This is a genomic window from Pseudomonas sp. P9_31 (genome assembly GCF_034008235.1).
Lineage (GTDB): Bacteria > Pseudomonadota > Gammaproteobacteria > Pseudomonadales > Pseudomonadaceae > Aquipseudomonas.
In genome coordinates this window covers 5,046,830-5,066,266 of sequence record NZ_CP125375.1, presented here as the reverse complement: position 1 = coordinate 5,066,266, position 19,437 = coordinate 5,046,830, and the positions used below count along the sequence as shown (strand labels likewise).

Sequence of the window (19,437 nt, the reverse complement as noted above, 5' to 3'; positions counted from 1 at the left end):
GGAACGGAACTGGCGGGATCAGGCCGAAACGCGCGCGATGGTGTCGTCGCTGCGCAGGGTGAAGATCTCGTAGCCGGTTTCGGTCACCAGCAGGGTGTGTTCCCACTGCGCCGACAGCTTGCGGTCCTTGGTGATGGCGGTCCAGCCGTCGCCCAGCACCTTGGTGTCGGCCTTGCCCTGGTTGATCATCGGTTCGATGGTAAAGGTCATGCCGGCTTTCAGTTCCATGCCGGTGCCGGCGCGGCCGTAGTGCAGGATCTGCGGCTCTTCGTGGAACACTTTGCCGATGCCATGGCCGCAGAACTCGCGAACCACCGAGAAGCCGTTCTTTTCCGCGTGCTTCTGGATCACTTCACCGATATCGCCCAGGCGGCAGCCGGGTTTGACCAGTTCGATGGCCTTGTACATGCATTCCTGAGTCACCTGGGACAGACGCTCGGCCCAGACCGGCACGGTGCCGACGTGGAACATGCGGCTGGTATCGCCGTGGTAGCCGTCCTTGATCACGGTGACGTCGATGTTCAGGGTGTCGCCATCCTTCAACGGCTTCTCGTTCGGGATGCCGTGGCAGACCACATGGTTGATCGAGGTGCAGATCGACTTCGGGAAGCCCTTGTAGTTGAGCGGGGCAGGGATGGCTTTCTGCTCGTTGACGATATAGTCGTGGCAGATGCGGTCCAGCTCTTCGGTGGTGACGCCCGGTTTGACATAATCGGCAATCATTTCCAGCACATCGGCGGCCAATTTGCCGGCGATACGCATTTTTGCGATGTCCTCTGGGGTTTTGAGGGTGACGGTCATACAGGCTCTCTCTGCGCTCAATGGCGCCTTCTAAAACGAAATGGGCACTGCGCGAGCGATCGTCGCGGCCCTGAAAAACGCGATTCTACCAGACGATCAGCGCAAATCTGAGCCTCTGTGCATCGCTTCTCTCTATAGAATGGCGCATTCTGGGGGGATTCCAAGGGGCGGGCCGAAAGCGTTCGCCAGGTTTTCAGAATCCGGGTTCCGTTTTTTCCTGTCTTGTGATATAAAATGCGCCGCTTTCCGGGGATACCCTGAAAAGCTTAAATCCACACACGTGTCGACACGATGACCTGGGTGCCTTCAGCTGATGCTGCTGGTTGGTCATTGGGATACGTGGAGGCCAAACCCGACTTATTAAGGAACTATCATGTCCCAAGTCAACATGCGCGATATGCTGAAGGCCGGTGTGCACTTCGGTCACCAAACCCGTTACTGGAATCCGAAAATGGGTAAGTACATTTTCGGCGCGCGTAACAAGATTCACATCATCAACCTTGAAAAAACCCTGCCAATGTTCAACGAAGCTCTGACTTTCGTAGAGCGTCTGGCCCAGGGCAAAAACAAGATTCTGTTCGTCGGCACCAAGCGTTCCGCTGGCAAGATCGTTGCTGAAGAAGCAGCACGTTGCGGTTCGCCGTACGTCGATCACCGCTGGTTGGGCGGCATGCTGACCAACTTCAAAACCATCCGTGCTTCCATCAAGCGTCTGCGTGACCTTGAAGTTCAAGCCGAAGACGGTACTTTCGCCAAGCTGACCAAGAAAGAAGCGCTGATGCGCACTCGCGATCTTGAGAAGCTGGATCGTTCCCTGGGTGGTATCAAGGACATGGGCGGTCTGCCAGACGCTCTGTTCGTTATCGACGTTGATCACGAGCGCATCGCGATCACCGAAGCCAACAAGCTGGGCATCCCGGTTATCGGCGTAGTCGATACCAACAGCAGCCCGGAAGGCGTTGACTACATCATCCCAGGCAACGATGACGCAATCCGCGCTATCCAGTTGTACATGGGTTCGATGGCTGACGCTGTAATCCGCGGTCGCAACCACGTTGCTGGCGGCACCGAGCAGTTCGTTGAAGAAGCTCCGGTAGCAGCAGCTGAGTAATTGACGCCCTGGCGTTGACTCAGTAAGCAAAAAGGGGGCTTGGCCCCCTTTTTGCCACCTCGAAAACCATTTGTGAGCAGCGCAGCTACAGCATCTGTAACGTGCAGCGGCTAACAAGGGTGGTTCGGGAAGAATTGAACGCCCGTTCGATCGGGTGGAATGGTTGAAAACCTATCCAAGAGGAATTTGAAAATGGCAGAGATTACTGCAGCGTTGGTCAAAGAACTGCGCGAGCGTACTGGCGAAGGCATGATGGATTGCAAAAAGGCCTTGACCAAGGCTGGCGGCGACATCGAAAAAGCCATTGATGACATGCGTGCTTCGGGCGCCATCAAGGCCGCCAAAAAAGCAGGCAACGTTGCTGCTGAAGGCGCGATCGCTATCAAGGCCGACGACAAATCAGCCGTGCTGCTGGAAGTCAACTCGCAGACCGACTTCCTGGCTCTGCAAGATGACTTCAAGAACTTCGTTGCTGCCAGCGTAGACAAAGCCTTCGCTGAAAAACTGACCGACGCAGCTCCGCTGATCGCCGCTCAGGAATCGGCTCGTGAAGCCCTGGTGGCCAAGGTTGGCGAAAACGTCAACATCCGTCGCCTGGCGCGCGTAGAGGGTGACGTTGTCGGCACCTACCTGCACGGTAACAAGATCGGTGTTGCTGTTGTTCTCAAGGGTGGTGATGTTCAGCTCGCCAAAGAGATCGCCATGCACGTGGCGGCAAGCAATCCTGAGTTCCTGCTGCCATCGCAGGTTTCGCCAGAAGCCATCGAGCGTGAGAAGGGCGTCTTCCTGTCTCTGAACGAAGACAAGATGAAAGGCAAGCCAGCTGAAATCGTCGAGAAGATGATCGCCGGTCGTATCACCAAGTTCCTGGCTGAAGCCAGTCTGGTCGAGCAGGCTTTCGTCATGAACCCGGAAGTCACCGTAGGTGCTCTGGCCAAGAAAGCCGGCGCTGAAATCGTTTCCTTCACCTACTTCAAGGTTGGCGAAGGCATCGAGAAGCCAGTTGACAACTTCGCCGAAGAAGTTGCTGCACAGCTGGCTGCCGCCAAGCAATAAGACAGTTTTTTAACTGTCGCCCTGAAGAGGCTGCCCGCTTACGCGCGCAGCCTCTTTTCAGATGGGGTTGCCAATTTTATTTGGTTTCCTTTTGGAACTGGCTTACAAAGCCATGTTCCGATGGCGCTGAAGCAGCGCCAAGCTAGAGTGAACGCCAGCTGTAAACGGCTCGCAAAGAATTTTTAAAATACGCCGCAGGAGAGATTCGCAATGGCTCAGCAGGGCAGTGGTTATCAGGCTCGCTATAAACGCATTCTACTCAAGCTTAGCGGCGAGGCCCTGATGGGCTCGGAAGAGTTCGGGATCGACCCCAAGGTTCTGGATCGCATGGCACTGGAAGTTGGCCAACTGGTCGGCATCGGTGTTCAGGTCGGTCTGGTGATCGGTGGCGGCAACCTGTTCCGTGGCGCGGCGCTCAGTGCGGCGGGCATGGATCGGGTTACTGGCGACCACATGGGCATGCTGGCCACTGTGATGAACGCCCTGGCGATGCGCGATGCGCTGGAACGTGCCAATATCTCGGCCATCGTGATGTCGGCCATTTCCATGGTCGGTGTGACCGATCACTACGATCGCCGCAAAGCCATGCGCCACCTGAACGCCAAGGAAGTCGTGATTTTCGCCGCCGGTACCGGTAATCCGTTCTTTACTACGGATTCGGCAGCCTGCCTGCGAGCGATCGAGATCGATGCCGATGTCGTGCTCAAGGCGACCAAGGTCGATGGCGTCTACACCGCTGACCCGTTCAAAGACCCGCATGCCGAGAAGTTCGATCATCTGACTTACGATGAAGTGCTGGATCGCAAGCTGGGTGTAATGGATCTGACGGCCATTTGTCTGTGCCGCGACCACAAAATGCCGCTGCGCGTATTTAACATGAACAAGCCCGGCGCCCTGCTGAACATCGTGCATGGCGGCGCTGAAGGGACCCTGATCGAGGAAGGCCAACAATGATCAACGAAATCAAGAAAGACGCTCAAGAGCGCATGCAGAAATCCCTGGAATCGCTGGCGCACAACTTCGGTCGTATCCGTACCGGCCAGGCGCACCCAAGCATTCTGGAAGGCGTGATGGTGCCGTATTACGGTTCCGACACCCCAATCAAGCAAGTGGCCAACATCACTGTTAAAGATGCTCGTACCCTGCAAGTCGTTGCCTTTGAGCGCAACATGTTGGGGGCTGTGGATAAAGCGATCGGCAGCGCTGGCCTGAACCTCAATCCGACCAACCTCGGTGAACTGCTGCTGATCAGCATGCCGGCCCTGACCGAAGAAACCCGCAAGGGCTTCACCAAGCAAGCTCGTGATGCCGCTGAAGACGCCCGTGTTGCCGTGCGCAACATCCGTCGTGATGCGCTGGGTCAGTACAAGGATCTGGTCAAAGAGAAAGAGATCAGTGAAGACGAAGAGCGTCGTGCGGCTGACGATATCCAGAAGCTGACCGACAAGTTCATTGCAGACATCGAAGTGGCTGTGAAGCAGAAAGAAAAAGACCTGATGGCCGTATAAGGGTCGTTTTTTCATGGATAAGACCAAGCAGACTGCGCCGTCCGCGGTGCCGCGCCATGTCGCGATCATCATGGATGGCAATAATCGCTGGGCGAAGAAACGCTTTATGCCGGGTGTCGCCGGGCATAAAGCGGGCGTGGATGCGGTGCGCGCGGTGATTGAGGTGTGTGCCGAGGCCAAGGTCGAAGTACTCACCTTGTTCGCCTTTTCCAGCGAGAACTGGCAGCGCCCTGCCGATGAGGTCAGCGCCTTGATGGATCTGTTCTTCAAGGCTCTGCGTCGTGAGGCCAAGCGCCTCAACGACAACAACATCAGTTTGCGCATCATTGGCGATCGTTCGCGTTTTCACCCGGAGCTTCAGGCCGCCATGCGCGAAGCCGAGGCGATGACCGTCGGCGCCAACCGCTTTGTTCTGCAGATCGCCGCCAACTACGGCGGCCAGTGGGATATCGCGCAAGCCGCGCAGCGTCTTGCGCGCGAAGTTCAGGCCGGGCATCTGCGTCCGGAAGACATTACCCCCGAACTTTTGCAAACCTGCCTGGCGACCGGTGATCTGCCGTTGCCGGACTTGTGCATCCGTACCGGTGGTGAGCATCGCATCAGTAACTTCCTGCTGTGGCAACTGGCTTACGCCGAGTTGTACTTCTCCGACCTGTTCTGGCCGGACTTCAAACACGACGCCATGCGCAACGCGCTAGCCGATTTCGCTTCTCGCCAGCGTCGCTTCGGTAAAACGAGCGAGCAGGTCGAGGCTGGAGCCCGGGTTTAATGCTTAAACAACGAATCATCACGGCGCTGATCCTGCTGCCGATTGCCCTGTGCGGGTTTTTCCTGCTCGAAGGCTCCGGTTTTGCGCTGTTCATCGGGCTGGTGGTGACGCTTGGTGCGTGGGAATGGGCGCGCCTGGCAGGTTTCGCTGCCCAGTCGATCCGTGTCGCCTATGCGGCTGTGGTCGCGTTGATGCTGTTTGTCATGCACATCCTGCCGGGGCTCGCGCCTTGGGTATTGGGCGCTTCGGTGCTTTGGTGGGGCGTGGCCACGTACCTGGTGCTGACCTATCCACGGTCTAGCGAGCACTGGGCCAGTGCAGCTTGCAAACTGGTGATCGGTTTGTTGATTCTGTTACCAGCCTGGCAAGGTCTGATCCTGATCAAGCAGGCGTCCTTGGGCAACTGGCTGATCATGGCGGTGATGGTGCTGGTCTGGGGCGCCGATATCGGTGCGTATTTTTCCGGCCGGGCCTTCGGCAAGCGCAAGCTGGCGCCACAGGTCAGCCCTGGCAAGAGCTGGGAAGGCGTATACGGCGGTTTGCTGCTGAGTCTGGTAATCACGGCAGTCGTCGGTTTTGTGCGGGACTGGAGTTTCGCTCAGATGCTGATGGGCCTGTTTGGTGCTGCAGTAATCGTGTTCATCTCGGTGGTGGGCGACCTCACCGAAAGCATGTTCAAGCGCCAGTCGGGGATCAAGGACAGCAGTAATCTGCTGCCGGGTCACGGCGGCGTGCTGGACCGCATCGACAGCCTGACGGCGGCGATTCCGGTGTTCGCCGTGTTGCTGTGGATGGCGGCGCCGTGAGCCGCCCGCAGCAGATTACCGTGCTGGGGGCGACCGGTTCGATTGGTCTGAGCACCCTCGACGTCATCGCTCGTCATCCCGAGCGGTATCAGGTTTTTGCCTTGAGCGGTTTCACTCGCTTGAGTGATTTGCTGGCGCTGTGTGTGCGTCATGCACCGCGCTTCGCGGTCGTGCCGGAAGCTGGCGCTGCCCGAGGCTTGCAGGACGACTTGCGCGCGGCCGGTCTGTCGACCCGCGTTCTGGTGGGGGAGGAAGGGTTGTGCCAGATCGCCTCCGATCCGGAAGTCGATGCGGTGATGGCAGCCATCGTCGGTGCGGCAGGCTTGCGTCCGACTCTGGCGGCGGTCGAAGCCGGCAAGAAGATTCTTCTGGCCAATAAAGAAGCACTGGTGATGTCCGGTGCGTTGTTTATGCAGGCCGTGCGTAAAAGCGGTTCGGTGTTGCTGCCGATTGATAGCGAGCACAACGCGATTTTCCAGTGCATGCCGCAGGACTTCGCCCTTGGACTGGGTGCGGTCGGTGTACGCCGGATTTTACTGACAGCCTCTGGCGGCCCGTTCCGACAGACACCCATGGCCGAACTGGCGCATGTTTCCCCTGAGCAAGCGTGTGCCCACCCGAACTGGTCCATGGGGCGCAAGATCTCGGTGGATTCGGCCAGCATGATGAACAAGGGGCTCGAGCTGATCGAAGCCTGCTGGCTGTTCGACGCTACGCCTTCTCAGGTCGAAGTGGTGATTCACCCGCAGAGCGTGATTCATTCGCTGGTCGACTACATCGATGGTTCGGTACTGGCGCAGTTGGGCAATCCGGACATGCGCACGCCGATCGCCAATGCCCTGGCCTGGCCAGAGCGGATCGACTCGGGTGTTGCACCCCTGGACCTGTTCGCCATCGCTCGCCTGGACTTCCAGGCGCCCGATGAAGAGCGTTTCCCTTGCCTGCGCCTTGCGCGTCAGGCCGCCGAGGTCGGCAACAGTGCGCCGGCCATGCTCAATGCGGCGAATGAAGTGGCTGTGGCGGCCTTTCTCGACGGACGGGTTCGCTATCTGGAAATCGCGAGTATCATCGAGGAAGTGTTGAACCTCGAGCCTGTGGTTGCGGTAGATGATCTCGAGGCAGTGTTTACGGCCGATGCGAAGGCACGGGTACTGGCCGGGCAATGGCTGAGTCGTCACGGGCGATAAGTGCTGCAATACGTCGCCCCATGCAGCACTGATAGGATTGCGGAGAAAGTAGATGAGCGCGCTCTATATGATTGTCGGCACCCTGGTAGCGCTGGGCGTGCTGGTCACCTTCCACGAGTTCGGCCATTTCTGGGTCGCGCGTCGCTGTGGGGTCAAAGTGCTGCGTTTCTCTGTGGGCTTCGGCATGCCGCTGCTGCGCTGGCACGACAGCAAGGGCACTGAGTTCGTGGTCGCCGCCATTCCGCTGGGTGGCTACGTGAAAATGCTCGACGAGCGCGAGGGCGAGGTCCCGGCCGATCAGCTCGATCAAGCCTTCAATCGCAAGTCCGTCCGCCAGCGCATTGCTATCGTGGCAGCCGGTCCGATCGCCAACTTTCTATTGGCGATGGTGTTTTTCTGGGCGTTGGCAATGCTCGGCAGCGAGCAGGTGCGCCCGGTTATCGGCGCGGTTGAGTCCGGCAGTATTGCCGCCAAGGCCGGTTTGAGCCCGGGTCAGGAAATTGTTGCCATCGATGGCGAGCCAACCTCCGGCTGGGCTGCAGTGAATTTGCAGCTGGTCCGTCGCCTGGGGGAAAGCGGTTCCCTTCAATTGTTGGTCCGCGAACAGGGCTCCACGGTGGATTCGCCTCGTGAGCTGGTATTGGAAAAGTGGCTCAAGGGCGCTGATGAGCCGGATCCGATTCGTTCGCTGGGTATTCGGCCTTGGCGTCCGGCGTTGCCGCCGGTCCTGGCCGAGTTCGATCCGAAAGGGCCGGCGAAGGCTGCGGGCCTGAAAGCCGGCGACCGCTTGTTGGCCCTCGATGGCAAGGCGCTGGATGACTGGCAGCAGGTGGTCGACATCGTCCGCCTGCATCCGGATACCAAAATCATGCTGCGCGTCGAGCGCGATGGTGCTCAAATCGATGTCCCTGTGACACTGGCTGCTCGCGGCGAGAGCAAGGCACCCAGTGGTTATCTGGGCGCGGGGGTGAAAGCGGTCGATTGGCCACCAGAGATGATTCGCGAAGTCAGTTACGGTCCGGTGGCTGCGATTGGGGAGGGTGCCCGACGCACCTGGACCATGAGCGTACTGACCCTCGATTCGCTCAAGAAAATGTTGTTCGGCGAGCTCTCGGTAAAAAACTTGAGTGGACCGATAACCATTGCTAAAGTGGCGGGCGCTTCTGCCCAGTCGGGCTTCGCTGATTTCCTGAATTTCCTTGCTTATCTGAGTATTAGCCTGGGGGTTCTGAATTTGCTGCCCATTCCTGTGCTGGATGGGGGGCATTTGTTGTTTTATCTGATCGAGTGGGCGCGTGGTCGTCCCTTGTCGGATCGGGTGCAAGGTTGGGGGATACAGATCGGTATCAGTTTGGTGGTCGGGGTGATGTTGCTTGCTCTGGTCAATGATCTGGGTCGACTGTAACGCTTCGCTGAATTGCGAATCTGCCGCATTTTGCGGCAGTTTTTATTGCCAGTTGGAATAAGAAAGGACTTCATGAAACGTCTGCTGCTAACTGCGGTTCTCACCGTATTGATGATCGCCGAAGTTCACGCCGAGTCCTTCACTATCTCTGATATTCGCGTCAATGGCCTCCAGCGGGTCTCCGCGGGTAGTGTCTTTGGTGCCTTGCCGTTGAACGTCGGCGAACAGGCGGATGATCGTCGCCTGGTGGAATCCACTCGTGCGCTGTTCAAAACCGGGTTCTTTCAAGATATCCAGCTGGGCCGTGAAGGCAACGTCCTGGTCATCACGGTAGTCGAGCGGCCGTCGGTCGCCAGTATCGAGATCGAAGGCAACAAGGCGATCTCCACTGAAGACCTGATGAAGGGCCTCAAGCAATCCGGTCTGGCCGAAGGCGAGATCTTCCAGCGCGCCACCCTCGAAGGTGTGCGTAACGAGCTGCAGCGTCAATACGTCGCTCAGGGCCGCTACTCGGCTACCGTCGACACCGAAGTGGTGCCACAGCCGCGTAACCGCGTTGCCCTGAAGGTCAATATCAACGAAGGCACCGTTGCGGCGATCCAGCACATCAACGTGGTGGGCAACACCGTCTTCCCTGATGAAGACCTGATCGACCTGTTCGAACTCAAGACCAGCAACTGGCTGTCGTTTTTCAAGAACGATGACAAGTACGCCCGTGAAAAACTCTCCGGTGACCTGGAGCGTCTGCGTTCCTACTATCTGGACCGCGGCTATATCAATATGGATATCGCTTCGACCCAGGTGTCCATCACCCCGGACAAGAAACACGTCTATATCACCGTCAACGTCAACGAAGGCGAGAAGTACACCGTTCGTGACGTGAAGCTCAGCGGTGACCTGAAAGTCCCTGAAGACCAGGTCAAGTCCCTGCTGCTGGTTCAGAAAGGCCAGGTGTTCTCGCGCAAGCTGATGACTACCACCTCCGAACTGATCACCCGCCGCCTGGGTAACGAGGGTTACACCTTCGCCAACGTCAACGGCGTGCCTCAGCCTCACGATGAAGACCACACGGTCGATATCACGTTCGCTGTCGATCCAGGCAAGCGTGCTTATGTGAACCGCATCAACTTCCGTGGCAACACCAAGTCAGAAGACGAAGTGCTGCGCCGTGAAATGCGTCAGATGGAAGGCGGCTGGGCTTCGACCTACCTGATCGATCAATCCAAGACGCGCCTGGAACGCCTGGGCTTCTTCAAGGAAGTCAACGTCGAAACACCAGCCGTACCCGGTGTCGATGACCAGGTTGACGTGAACTACAGCGTTGAAGAACAGGCCTCCGGTTCGATTACCGCCAGCGTCGGTTTCGCCCAGAGCGCCGGCCTGATCCTCGGTGGTTCGATCACCCAGAACAACTTCCTGGGTACCGGTAACAAGGTCAGTATTGGTTTGACCCGCAGCCAATACCAGAGCCGTTATAACTTCGGTTATGTCGACCCCTATTGGACTGCTGACGGTGTGAGCCTGGGTTACAACGCTTTCTACCGCACCACCGACTACGACAAGCTCGATGCCGACGTGGCCAGCTATGCCGTAGACAGCTTGGGTGCGGGCGTGAACGTCGGTTACCCGATCAGCGAGACTTCGCGTCTGACCTTCGGTCTGTCTGCGCAACAGGACAAGATCAAGACTGGCCAGTACACCGTTGACGAGATCTTTGACTTCGTTAACAAGGAAGGCGACAGCTACCTGAACTTCAAGGCTTCGGCCGGTTGGTCCGAGTCCACCCTGAACAAGGGCGTACTGGCGACCCGCGGTCATTCCCAGAGTCTGACCCTGGAAACCACGACGCCTGGCAGTGACCTGTCGTTCTTCAAGCTCGATTACCGTGGCCAGCTGTTCCAGCCGTTGACCGAAAACTACACCATGCGCCTGCACACCGAGCTGGGTTATGGCGACGGTTACGGTTCGACCGATGGCTTGCCGTTCTATGAGAACTACTATGCGGGTGGTTTCAACTCGGTCCGTGGCTTCAAGGACAGTACTCTGGGGCCTCGCAGTACTCCTAGTCGCGGCGCGGCTGTGACGGGGAACACCGGCACACTGGCTGACCCGGATCAGGATCCACTGCCGTTCGGTGGTAACGTGTTGATCCAGGGCGGCGTTGAAGTTCTGTTCCCGCTGCCATTCGTCAAGGATCAGCGTTCCCTGCGTACTTCTGTATTCTGGGATGTCGGTAACGTATTCGACTCTAAATGCGACAAGACGACGAATGCCAATGCCAGTTCGAGTTCTTCGACACAGTGCAACGACATCAGTCTGAGCAACATGGCCAGTTCCGTCGGTGTCGGCGTGACCTGGGTCACCGCACTGGGTCCTTTGAGCTTCGCGTTGGCCATGCCGGTCAAGAAGCCGGATAACGCTGAGACTCAAGTGTTCCAATTCTCCCTCGGCCAGACGTTCTAAGCGTCTGACCCAAGATAACGACAATGAATTTTGTAGGAGTGCATCGTGCGTAAGTTGACTCAATTGGTTCTCCTGGCGACCGTACTGGTTGCAGGACCGGCTTTTGCCGACATGAAAATCGCCGTTCTGAACTATCAAATGGCGCTGCTGGAATCCGACGCGGCGAAGAAGTATGCCGTGGATGCCGAGAAGAAATTCGGTCCGCAACTGACCAAGCTCAAGAGCCTGGAAAGCAGCGCCAAGGGTATCCAGGACCGTCTGATGGCCGGTGGCGACAAAATGCAGCAAGGCGAGCGTGAGCGCCTGGAGCTTGAGTTCAAGCAAAAGGCCCGTGATTTCCAGTTCCAGTCCAAGGAGCTGAACGAAGCCAAAGCCGTTGCCGACCGTGAAATGCTGAAGCAGCTCAAGCCGAAACTGGACAGCGCTGTGGAAGAAGTCATCAAGAAAGGTGCTTTTGACCTGGTCTTCGAGCGTGGCGCAGTGATTGATGTCAAACCTCAGTACGACATCACTCGCCAGGTTATCGAGCGCATGAATCAGCTGAAGTAACCCATGACAGCGACTATCAAGCTCGGCCAGCTGGCCGAGTTCCTCGGCGCCACCTTACGTGGCGACCCGAAGAAGGAAATTACTGGGCTAGCCACTTTGCAAGAGGCTGGCCCAGCTCAGTTGAGCTTTCTGGCAAACCCCCAATACCGTAAATACCTGACTGGCAGTCAGGCCGCAGCTGTATTGCTGAAGGCCGCCGACGCTGAAGGTTTTGCCGGTGATGCCCTGGTGGTGCCTGATCCGTATCTGGCCTACGCGCGCATTTCCCATTTGTTCGATCCCAAGCCCAAGGCACCTGCCGGTATTCATCCGACAGCCGTGGTGGCAGCGGATGCGGTGGTTGATCCGGCAGCGAGCATCGGTGCCTTTGCGGTGATCGAAAGCGCAGCGCGAATTGGTGCTGGTGTGACCGTTGGGGCTCATTGCTTCATTGGCGCTCGCAGCGAAATCGGCGAGGGCGGCTGGCTGGCCCCGCGCGTTACGCTGTATCACGACGTGCGCGTCGGCAAACGGGTCGTGATTCAATCCGGTGCCGTGCTCGGCGGTGAAGGCTTCGGTTTTGCCAATGAGAAAGGTGTCTGGCAGAAAATCGCCCAGATCGGCGGCGTCTCGATTGGTGACGACGTTGAAATAGGTGTAAATACCGCTATCGATCGCGGTGCGCTGGCCGATACCGTCATCGGCAATGGAGTGAAGCTCGACAACCAGATTCAGATCGCCCACAACGTCCAGGTCGGTGACCACACTGCCATGGCCGCATGTGTGGGGATTTCCGGCAGCACCAAAATCGGCAAGCATTGCATGCTCGCCGGTGGCGTAGGGCTGGTGGGGCATATCGATATTTGCGATAACGTTTTCCTGACCGGGATGACCATGGTGACCCACTCGATTACCGAGCCGGGCTCTTATTCTTCCGGTACGGCGATGCAACCGGCAGCCGAATGGCGCAAAAGCGCGGCACGTATCCGTCAGCTCGATGACATCGCGCGACGTCTGCGACAGCTGGAAAAGCGTGTAGGGGACGTGACCCCTGACGGTAATGCTTCATCAGATGGCTGATACCATTTCCATATCAAGTGTGCACAGCCACTAGACTGCCTCCTTGATTTGCTAGAGGAGTGCGCGTCAGTCGCGCGCTCCCAATCTTTACATAGGCTTCCCCCCGAAATGATGGACATCAACGAGATTCGCGAATACCTGCCTCACCGTTACCCGTTCCTGCTGGTGGACCGGGTCGTGGATCTGGATGTGGAAGACAAGCGCATTCGCGCCTACAAGAATGTCAGCATCAACGAGCCGTTCTTCAATGGTCACTTCCCTGCGCATCCAATCATGCCGGGCGTATTGATCATCGAAGCGATGGCTCAGGCTGCCGGGATCCTTGGTTTCAAAATGCTCGACGTGAAACCTGCCGACGGCACCCTTTACTATTTCGTCGGCTCCGACAAATTGCGCTTTCGTCAGCCAGTGCTGCCGGGCGACCAACTGATCCTTGAAGCCAAGTTCATCAGCTGCAAGCGTCAGATCTGGAAATTCGAATGCCAGGCTTCGGTCGATGGCAAACCCGTCTGCTCCGCTGAAATCATCTGCGCGGAACGCAAGCTATGAGTTTGATTGACCCTCGCGCAATCATCGATCCGACGGCCGTTCTGGCCGACGACGTCGAAGTCGGCCCTTGGTCGATCATCGGCGCAGGTGTGGAAATCGGCGAGGGAACAGTGATCGGGCCGCATGTGATTCTCAAGGGCCCGACCCGAATCGGTAAGCACAACCGCATCTACCAGTTTTCTTCGGTAGGCGAGGACACGCCCGATTTGAAATACAAAGGCGAAGAAACCCGTCTGGTCATCGGTGATCACAACGTCATCCGCGAAGGTGTGACGATTCACCGTGGGACCATTCAGGACCGTTCGGAAACGACCCTGGGCGATCACAACCTGATCATGGCCTATGCCCACATCGGCCATGACAGCGTCATCGGTAATCACTGCATTCTGGTCAACAACACCGCGTTGGCGGGCCATGTGCATGTCGAGGACTGGGCGATCCTGTCCGGTTTTACCCTGGTTCACCAGTATTGCCACATTGGTGCCCACAGCTTTTCCGGCATGGGCACCGCCATTGGTAAGGACGTTCCAGCCTACGTCACGGTATTCGGCAACCCGGCCGAAGCCCGCAGCATGAACTTCGAAGGCATGCGCCGTCGCGGTTTCAGCGAAGACGCGATCCACGCGCTGCGTCGTGCCTACAAGGTGGTTTACCGCCAGGGCCTGACGGTCGAACAAGCGCTTGCCGAGCTGGCGGAACCTTCGCTGCAGTTCCCGGAAGTCGCGGTATTCCGTGATTCCATCCAGTCTTCGACCCGCGGCATCACCCGCTAATCATGGCCAATCTGCGTGTTGCGCTGGTGGCGGGTGAGGCTTCCGGTGACATTCTGGGCGCGGGTCTGATGCGTGCGCTCAAGGCACAGCATCCTGCGGTCGAGTTCATGGGTGTCGGCGGTCCGCTGATGCAGGCCGAAGGCCTGACCTCATATTTCCCGATGGAACGCCTTTCTGTCATGGGGCTGGTGGAAGTGCTGGGCCGTTTGCGCGAGCTGTTGGCACGTCGCAAGAAATTGGTTGCGGACCTGATTGCCGAGAAACCGGACGTGTTCATCGGTATCGATGCCCCGGACTTCAATCTCAATATCGAACTCAAGCTGCGTCAGGCCGGGATCAAGACGGTGCATTACGTCAGCCCGTCGGTCTGGGCCTGGCGGCAAAAACGGGTGCTGAAGATTCGCGAAGGTTGCGACCTGATGCTGACGCTGTTCCCGTTCGAAGCTAAATTTTATCAAGAGAAGGGCGTGCCGGTGCGGTTTGTCGGGCATTCCCTGGCCGATGCAATCCCGCTTGAGGCCGATCGCGCCGCTGCGCGGGCCGAACTCGGTTTGCCAGGCGGGCCGTTGGTCGCTCTGATGCCGGGCAGCCGTGGCGGTGAAGTCGGGCGCCTCGGTGCGTTGTTCCTCGATACCGCCGAGCGCCTGCGGGCCATGCGTCCAGGCGTGCGGTTCGTCATGCCGTGCGCCAGCCCGGAGCGCCGGGCCCAGCTTGAAGAGCTGCTGGTCGGTCGCGACTTGCCGTTGACCTTGCTCGACGGCAAATCCCACCAGGCATTGGCGGCGTGCGATGCGGTATTGATCGCTTCAGGAACGGCGACGCTGGAAGCACTGCTGTACAAGCGGCCGATGGTGGTCGCTTATCGCTTGGCACCGCTGACGTTCTGGATTCTCAAGCGGATGGTGAAAAGTCCTTACGTGTCCTTGCCGAACCTGCTGGCCCAGCGCCTGCTGGTGCCGGAGTTGTTGCAGGACGATGCGACGGTCGAAGCCTTGGCCCAGACCCTGTCGCCACTGATCGAAGGTGGCCAGGAGCAGACCCGAGGCTTCGACGAAATCCACCGAACCCTGCGCCTGGACGCCTCCAATCAGGCAGCGGACGCGGTGCTGAACCTGATTGGCGGAGCATAATGAGCAAAGCAAGCAAGCAGCTGGGCCTGGATTTTATGCTGGTCGATGAAGTTGAAGATCTGGTGGCGGGTGTTGATGAAGTCGGTCGTGGCCCGCTGTGCGGTGCCGTGGTGACGGCGGCGGTGATCCTCGATCCGAGCCGGCCGATTCTCGGCCTCAACGATTCGAAGAAACTCACCGAAGCCCGCCGCGAAAAGCTCTACGACGAAATCTGCGAAAAAGCTCTGAGCTGGTGCATCGCTCGTGCCGAAGTTGAAGAAATCGACGAGCTGAACATTCTCCATGCCACGATGCTGGCCATGCAGCGCGCGGTCGAAGGCCTGCACATTCAGCCGAAACTGGCGATGATCGACGGCAACCGGTGCCCGAAACTCTCGATGCGTGCCGAAGCGGTGGTGCAGGGTGACGGCAAAGTGCCGGCCATCGCCGCGGCGTCGATTCTGGCCAAGGTCAGCCGTGATCGTGAAATGGCGGCGTTCGAACTGATTTACCCGGGTTACGGCATCGGTGGCCACAAAGGCTACCCGACGCCCGTTCATCTGGAAGCGCTGACGCGTCTGGGGCCGACACCGATTCATCGGCGCTCGTTCGCCCCGGTACGCTTGGCGTATGAAGCGCGGGAAAACCTGATCGAGGGTTAGTCGCAGGCTGATGTTTTACTCAAGGCCCGGTACAATCCGGGCCTTGTTGTCTTCACGTTTCTAGTTTCTAGACAGGATCACTATGCCGGCATCATTCGTTCATCTACGCCTGCACACTGAATATTCCCTGGTCGACGGTCTGGTGCGGATCAAACCGCTGGTCAAGACCCTGGTCGGCATGAACATGCCTGCCGTGGCGGTCACCGACCAGAACAACATGTGTTCCCTGGTCAAATTCTATAAAGCCGCCATGGGCGCCGGGATCAAGCCGATCTGCGGCGCCGACCTGTGGCTGTCGAACAAGGATCCGGACAACCCCTTGAGCCGGATCAGCCTGCTGGCGATGAACGCCACGGGTTATCGCAACCTCACCGAACTGATCTCCCGCGGCTTCATCGACGGCCAGCGCAATGGCTCGATCATCATCGAGCGCGAGTGGGTGGCCGAAGCCAGCGAAGGCTTGATCATGCTGTCGGCGGCGAAAGAGGGCGAAATCGGTCTGGCCATGCTCGGTGGCAACCCGGACGAAGCCGAAACCCTGGCTCGCGAATGGATGTCGGTGTTCCCGGATCGTTTCTATCTGGAAGTCCAGCGCACCAACCGCCCCAATGATGAAGAACAACTGCACGGCGCCGTGGCCCTGGCCGAGAAAATCGGCGCGCCACTGGTAGCGACCAACGACGTGCGCTTCATCAAGCAGGAAGACTTCGAAGCCCACGAAACCCGCGTTTGCATCGGTGAGGGCCGCGCCCTCGACGATCCGCGGCGTTCGAAAAATTACAGCGATCAGCAATACCTCAAAAGCGCCGAGGAAATGGCCGAGCTGTTCAGCGACCTGCCCGAGGCGCTGGAGAACACGGTCGAGATCGCCAAGCGCTGCAACATCGAAGTGAAACTGGGCAAGCACTTCCTGCCCAACTTCCCGATTCCCGATGGCATGACCATCGATGAGTATTTCCGCAAGGTTTCGTTCGACGGTCTGGAAGAGCGCCTCACCGTTCTACTGCCCAAAGACACCACCGAAGACTACGAAGCCAAGCGTCAGGTCTATGTCGATCGATTGAATTTCGAGCTGGATATCATCATCCAGATGGGCTTCCCCGGGTACTTCCTGATCGTGATGGACTTTATCCAGTGGGCCAAGAACAACGGCGTGCCGGTCGGTCCTGGCCGTGGGTCGGGTGCCGGGTCGCTGGTGGCCTACGTGCAGAAGATCACCGACCTCGACCCGCTGGAATATGACCTGCTGTTCGAACGATTCCTTAACCCGGAACGGGTTTCCATGCCCGACTTCGACGTCGACTTCTGTATGGACGGTCGCGACCGCGTGATCGATTACGTGGCCGAGAAGTACGGCCGTAATGCGGTAAGCCAGATCATCACCTTCGGTTCCATGGCGGCCAAGGCTGTGGTCCGTGACGTGGCGCGAGTTCAGGGCAAGTCCTACGGCCTGGCGGATCGTCTGTCGAAGATGATTCCGTTCGAAGTCGGCATGACCCTGGAAAAAGCCTACGAGCAGGAAGAAATCCTGCGCGACTTCATCAAGGTCGATGAAGAAGCCGCGGAAATCTGGGAAATGGCGCGCAAGCTCGAAGGCGTTGTGCGTAACGTCGGTAAACACGCCGGTGGTGTGGTAATCGCGCCGACCAAGCTGACCGACTTCTCGCCGATCTATTGCGACGAAGCGGGCGACGGTCTGGTGACCCAGTTCGACAAGGACGACGTCGAGGCTGCCGGTCTGGTGAAGTTCGACTTCCTGGGGCTTCGGACCCTGACGATCATTGACTGGGCGCTGAAAACCATCAACCGCGAGCGCGCCAAGGTCAACGAACCGCCGCTGGATATCGCCTTTATTCCGCTGGACGACAAACCGACTTACACGTTGCTGCAAAAAGCCGAAACCACCGCGGTGTTCCAGCTCGAGTCGCGCGGCATGAAAGAGCTGATCAAAAAGCTCAAGCCCGACTGCCTGGAAGACTTGATCGCACTGGTGGCCCTGTTCCGTCCGGGCCCGTTGCAATCGGGCATGGTGGACGACTTCATCAACCGTAAGCACGGTCGCGCGGAGCTCGCGTACCCGCACTCGGACTACCAGTACGAAGGCCTCAAGCCCGTCCTGGCGCCGACGTACGGCATCATCCTGTATCAGGAACAGGTGATGCAGATTGCCCAGGTCATGGCCGGTTACACCCTCGGCGGCGCGGACATGCTGCGTCGAGCCATGGGTAAGAAAAAACCCGAAGAAATGGCCAAGCAGCGCGGCGGTTTTATTGAAGGTTGCGCCACCAACAATATCGACGCTGACCTGGCCGGTAACATTTTCGACCTGGTGGAAAAATTCGCCGGTTACGGCTTCAACAAATCCCACTCCGCCGCCTACGGCCTGGTGTCGTACCAGACCGCGTGGCTGAAAGCCCACTACCCGGCGCCGTTCATGGCCGCGGTGCTCTCGGCGGATATGCACAACACCGACAAGGTCGTGACCTTGATCGAAGAAGTGCGGACCATGAAGCTGCGCCTCGACGCACCGGACGTGAACACCTCGGAGTTCAAGTTCACGGTGAACGACGAAGGCCGCATCATTTACGGTCTGGGCGCTATCAAGGGGGTGGGCGAGGGGCCGGTCGAAGCGATTACCGAGGCGCGGCAGGACGGGCCGTTCAAGGACCTGTTCGATTTCTGCGCGCGGGTCGACCTCAAACGCATCAATAAACGAACCCTCGACGGCTTGATCCGCAGTGGTGCCCTGGACCGCCTTGGCCCGTATTTTCACGATGAGCAGAAAGCCTATCAGGCCAACATCGATCGTAACCGCGCGGTCTTGTTGACGGCCATGGAAGAAGCGATCAAGGCAGCCGAACAAACCGCTCGCACTCACAACAGTGGTCATGCCGATCTGTTTGGCGGTCTGTTCGTTGAAGAAGACGCCGATGTCTACGCCAATCACCGCAAGGCCAAGGAACTGACCCTCAAGGAACGTCTGAAAGGCGAGAAAGACACCTTGGGCCTGTACCTCACCGGCCACCCGATCGACGAATACGAAGGCGAGATTCGTCGCTTCGCCCGTCAACGCATCATCGACCTGAAGCCGGCTCGCGATACCCAGACGGTCGCGGGCATGATCATCGCCCTGCGAGTGATGAAGAACAAAAAGGGCGACAAGATGGGCTTTATCACCCTCGACGACCGCTCCGGGCGGATTGAAGCTTCGTTGTTTGCCGACGCCTTCCATTCCGCGCAGTCGCTGTTGCAGACCGATGCGATGGTGGTAGTGGAAGGTGAAGTCAGCAACGACGACTTCTCTGGCGGCCTGCGGCTGCGGGTCAAGCGGGTGATGAGCATGGAAGATGCGCGCACCAACCTGGCCGAAAGCCTGCGCCTGAAATTGCACACCAAGGATTTGAAAGGCGATCAGCTACGCTGGCTGGGGGAGCTGTTCAAGCGTCACCGCGGCGCGTGTCCGATCACCATGGAGTACACCAGTCCCGATGCGAAGGCCTTGTTGCAGTTCGGCGAGACCTGGCGGATCGACCCGGCGGATGCCTTGATTCAAGCCCTGCGTGACCAGTTCGGGCGAGACAACGTCTTCCTCCAATACCGTTGACGGTCAGGTGCCATTCTTTACCATTG

17 protein-coding genes are annotated in these 19,437 nt (G+C 58.4%); 16 read left to right on the top strand and 1 reads right to left on the bottom strand.

Going from position 1 to position 19,437, the window contains the following annotated elements; translation table 11 throughout:
• Window positions 1-18: 18 nt before the first annotated feature.
• Complete coding sequence (map, locus tag QMK51_RS22950) at window positions 19-801, bottom strand: type I methionyl aminopeptidase (protein ID WP_095631674.1); 783 nt, start codon at window positions 799-801, stop codon at window positions 19-21.
• A 373-nt stretch (window positions 802-1,174) separates the two neighbouring features.
• Here map and rpsB point away from each other — a divergent pair, with 373 nt between their 5' ends.
• The 16 genes from rpsB to dnaE all read left to right on the top strand — a co-directional run bounded on the left by rpsB (window position 1,175) and on the right by dnaE (window position 19,411).
• Window positions 1,175-1,912, top strand: a complete 738-nt coding sequence (gene rpsB / locus QMK51_RS22945) for a 30S ribosomal protein S2 (protein ID WP_003219330.1) — start codon at window positions 1,175-1,177, stop codon at window positions 1,910-1,912.
• A 192-nt stretch (window positions 1,913-2,104) separates the two neighbouring features.
• Window positions 2,105-2,968: a translation elongation factor Ts gene (tsf, locus tag QMK51_RS22940; protein ID WP_320392058.1), complete on the top strand. Its 864-nt coding sequence runs from the start codon at window positions 2,105-2,107 to the stop codon at window positions 2,966-2,968.
• Window positions 2,969-3,178: 210 nt separating this feature from the next.
• Window positions 3,179-3,922 (top strand): UMP kinase, encoded by a 744-nt coding sequence (pyrH, locus tag QMK51_RS22935; RefSeq protein WP_003172271.1) that lies wholly within the window; start codon window positions 3,179-3,181, stop codon window positions 3,920-3,922.
• Window positions 3,919-4,476, top strand: coding sequence for a ribosome recycling factor (gene frr, locus QMK51_RS22930; protein ID WP_258697363.1), 558 nt, complete (start codon window positions 3,919-3,921; stop codon window positions 4,474-4,476). The genes pyrH and frr overlap by 4 nt, the downstream gene beginning before the upstream one ends.
• Before the next feature lie 13 nt (window positions 4,477-4,489).
• Window positions 4,490-5,245, top strand: a complete 756-nt coding sequence (gene uppS / locus QMK51_RS22925; RefSeq protein ID WP_008015050.1) for a polyprenyl diphosphate synthase — start codon at window positions 4,490-4,492, stop codon at window positions 5,243-5,245.
• Window positions 5,245-6,051 carry a phosphatidate cytidylyltransferase gene (locus QMK51_RS22920; RefSeq protein ID WP_320392055.1) on the top strand — a complete coding sequence of 269 codons (807 nt, stop codon included), beginning with the start codon at window positions 5,245-5,247 and terminating at the stop codon, window positions 6,049-6,051. The genes uppS and QMK51_RS22920 overlap by 1 nt, the downstream gene beginning before the upstream one ends.
• Window positions 6,048-7,238: a 1-deoxy-D-xylulose-5-phosphate reductoisomerase gene (gene ispC, locus QMK51_RS22915; RefSeq protein ID WP_320392053.1), complete on the top strand. Its 1,191-nt coding sequence runs from the start codon at window positions 6,048-6,050 to the stop codon at window positions 7,236-7,238. Before QMK51_RS22920 ends, ispC begins: the two co-directional genes overlap by 4 nt.
• Before the next feature lie 52 nt (window positions 7,239-7,290).
• Entirely contained in the window at window positions 7,291-8,643 is a 1,353-nt protein-coding gene (gene rseP / locus QMK51_RS22910; RefSeq protein ID WP_320392051.1) for a sigma E protease regulator RseP, read from the top strand.
• A 72-nt stretch (window positions 8,644-8,715) separates the two neighbouring features.
• The gene (gene bamA, locus QMK51_RS22905) at window positions 8,716-11,106 is read left to right on the top strand and encodes an outer membrane protein assembly factor BamA (protein ID WP_320392050.1); all 2,391 of its coding nucleotides are present in this window, start codon (window positions 8,716-8,718) and stop codon (window positions 11,104-11,106) included.
• Between the two features lie 45 nt (window positions 11,107-11,151).
• Entirely contained in the window at window positions 11,152-11,655 is a 504-nt protein-coding gene (locus tag QMK51_RS22900; RefSeq protein ID WP_007907155.1) for an OmpH family outer membrane protein, read from the top strand.
• 3 nt (window positions 11,656-11,658) lie between these two features.
• Window positions 11,659-12,714, top strand: coding sequence for a UDP-3-O-(3-hydroxymyristoyl)glucosamine N-acyltransferase (lpxD, locus tag QMK51_RS22895; RefSeq protein ID WP_258697358.1), 1,056 nt, complete (start codon window positions 11,659-11,661; stop codon window positions 12,712-12,714).
• 108 nt (window positions 12,715-12,822) lie between these two features.
• A complete protein-coding gene (gene fabZ, locus QMK51_RS22890) occupies window positions 12,823-13,263 on the top strand; it encodes a 3-hydroxyacyl-ACP dehydratase FabZ (RefSeq protein WP_258697357.1) in 441 nt (146 codons plus the stop codon).
• A complete protein-coding gene (lpxA, locus tag QMK51_RS22885; RefSeq protein ID WP_205887353.1) occupies window positions 13,260-14,036 on the top strand; it encodes an acyl-ACP--UDP-N-acetylglucosamine O-acyltransferase in 777 nt (258 codons plus the stop codon). The genes fabZ and lpxA overlap by 4 nt, the downstream gene beginning before the upstream one ends.
• 2 nt (window positions 14,037-14,038) lie before the next feature.
• Window positions 14,039-15,166: a lipid-A-disaccharide synthase gene (gene lpxB, locus QMK51_RS22880; RefSeq protein WP_320392043.1), complete on the top strand. Its 1,128-nt coding sequence runs from the start codon at window positions 14,039-14,041 to the stop codon at window positions 15,164-15,166.
• Window positions 15,166-15,807: a ribonuclease HII gene (rnhB, locus tag QMK51_RS22875; protein WP_258697355.1), complete on the top strand. Its 642-nt coding sequence runs from the start codon at window positions 15,166-15,168 to the stop codon at window positions 15,805-15,807. Before lpxB ends, rnhB begins: the two co-directional genes overlap by 1 nt.
• 82 nt (window positions 15,808-15,889) lie before the next feature.
• Window positions 15,890-19,411 (top strand): DNA polymerase III subunit alpha, encoded by a 3,522-nt coding sequence (gene dnaE, locus QMK51_RS22870; protein WP_320392041.1) that lies wholly within the window; start codon window positions 15,890-15,892, stop codon window positions 19,409-19,411.
• Window positions 19,412-19,437: the final 26 nt, after the last annotated feature.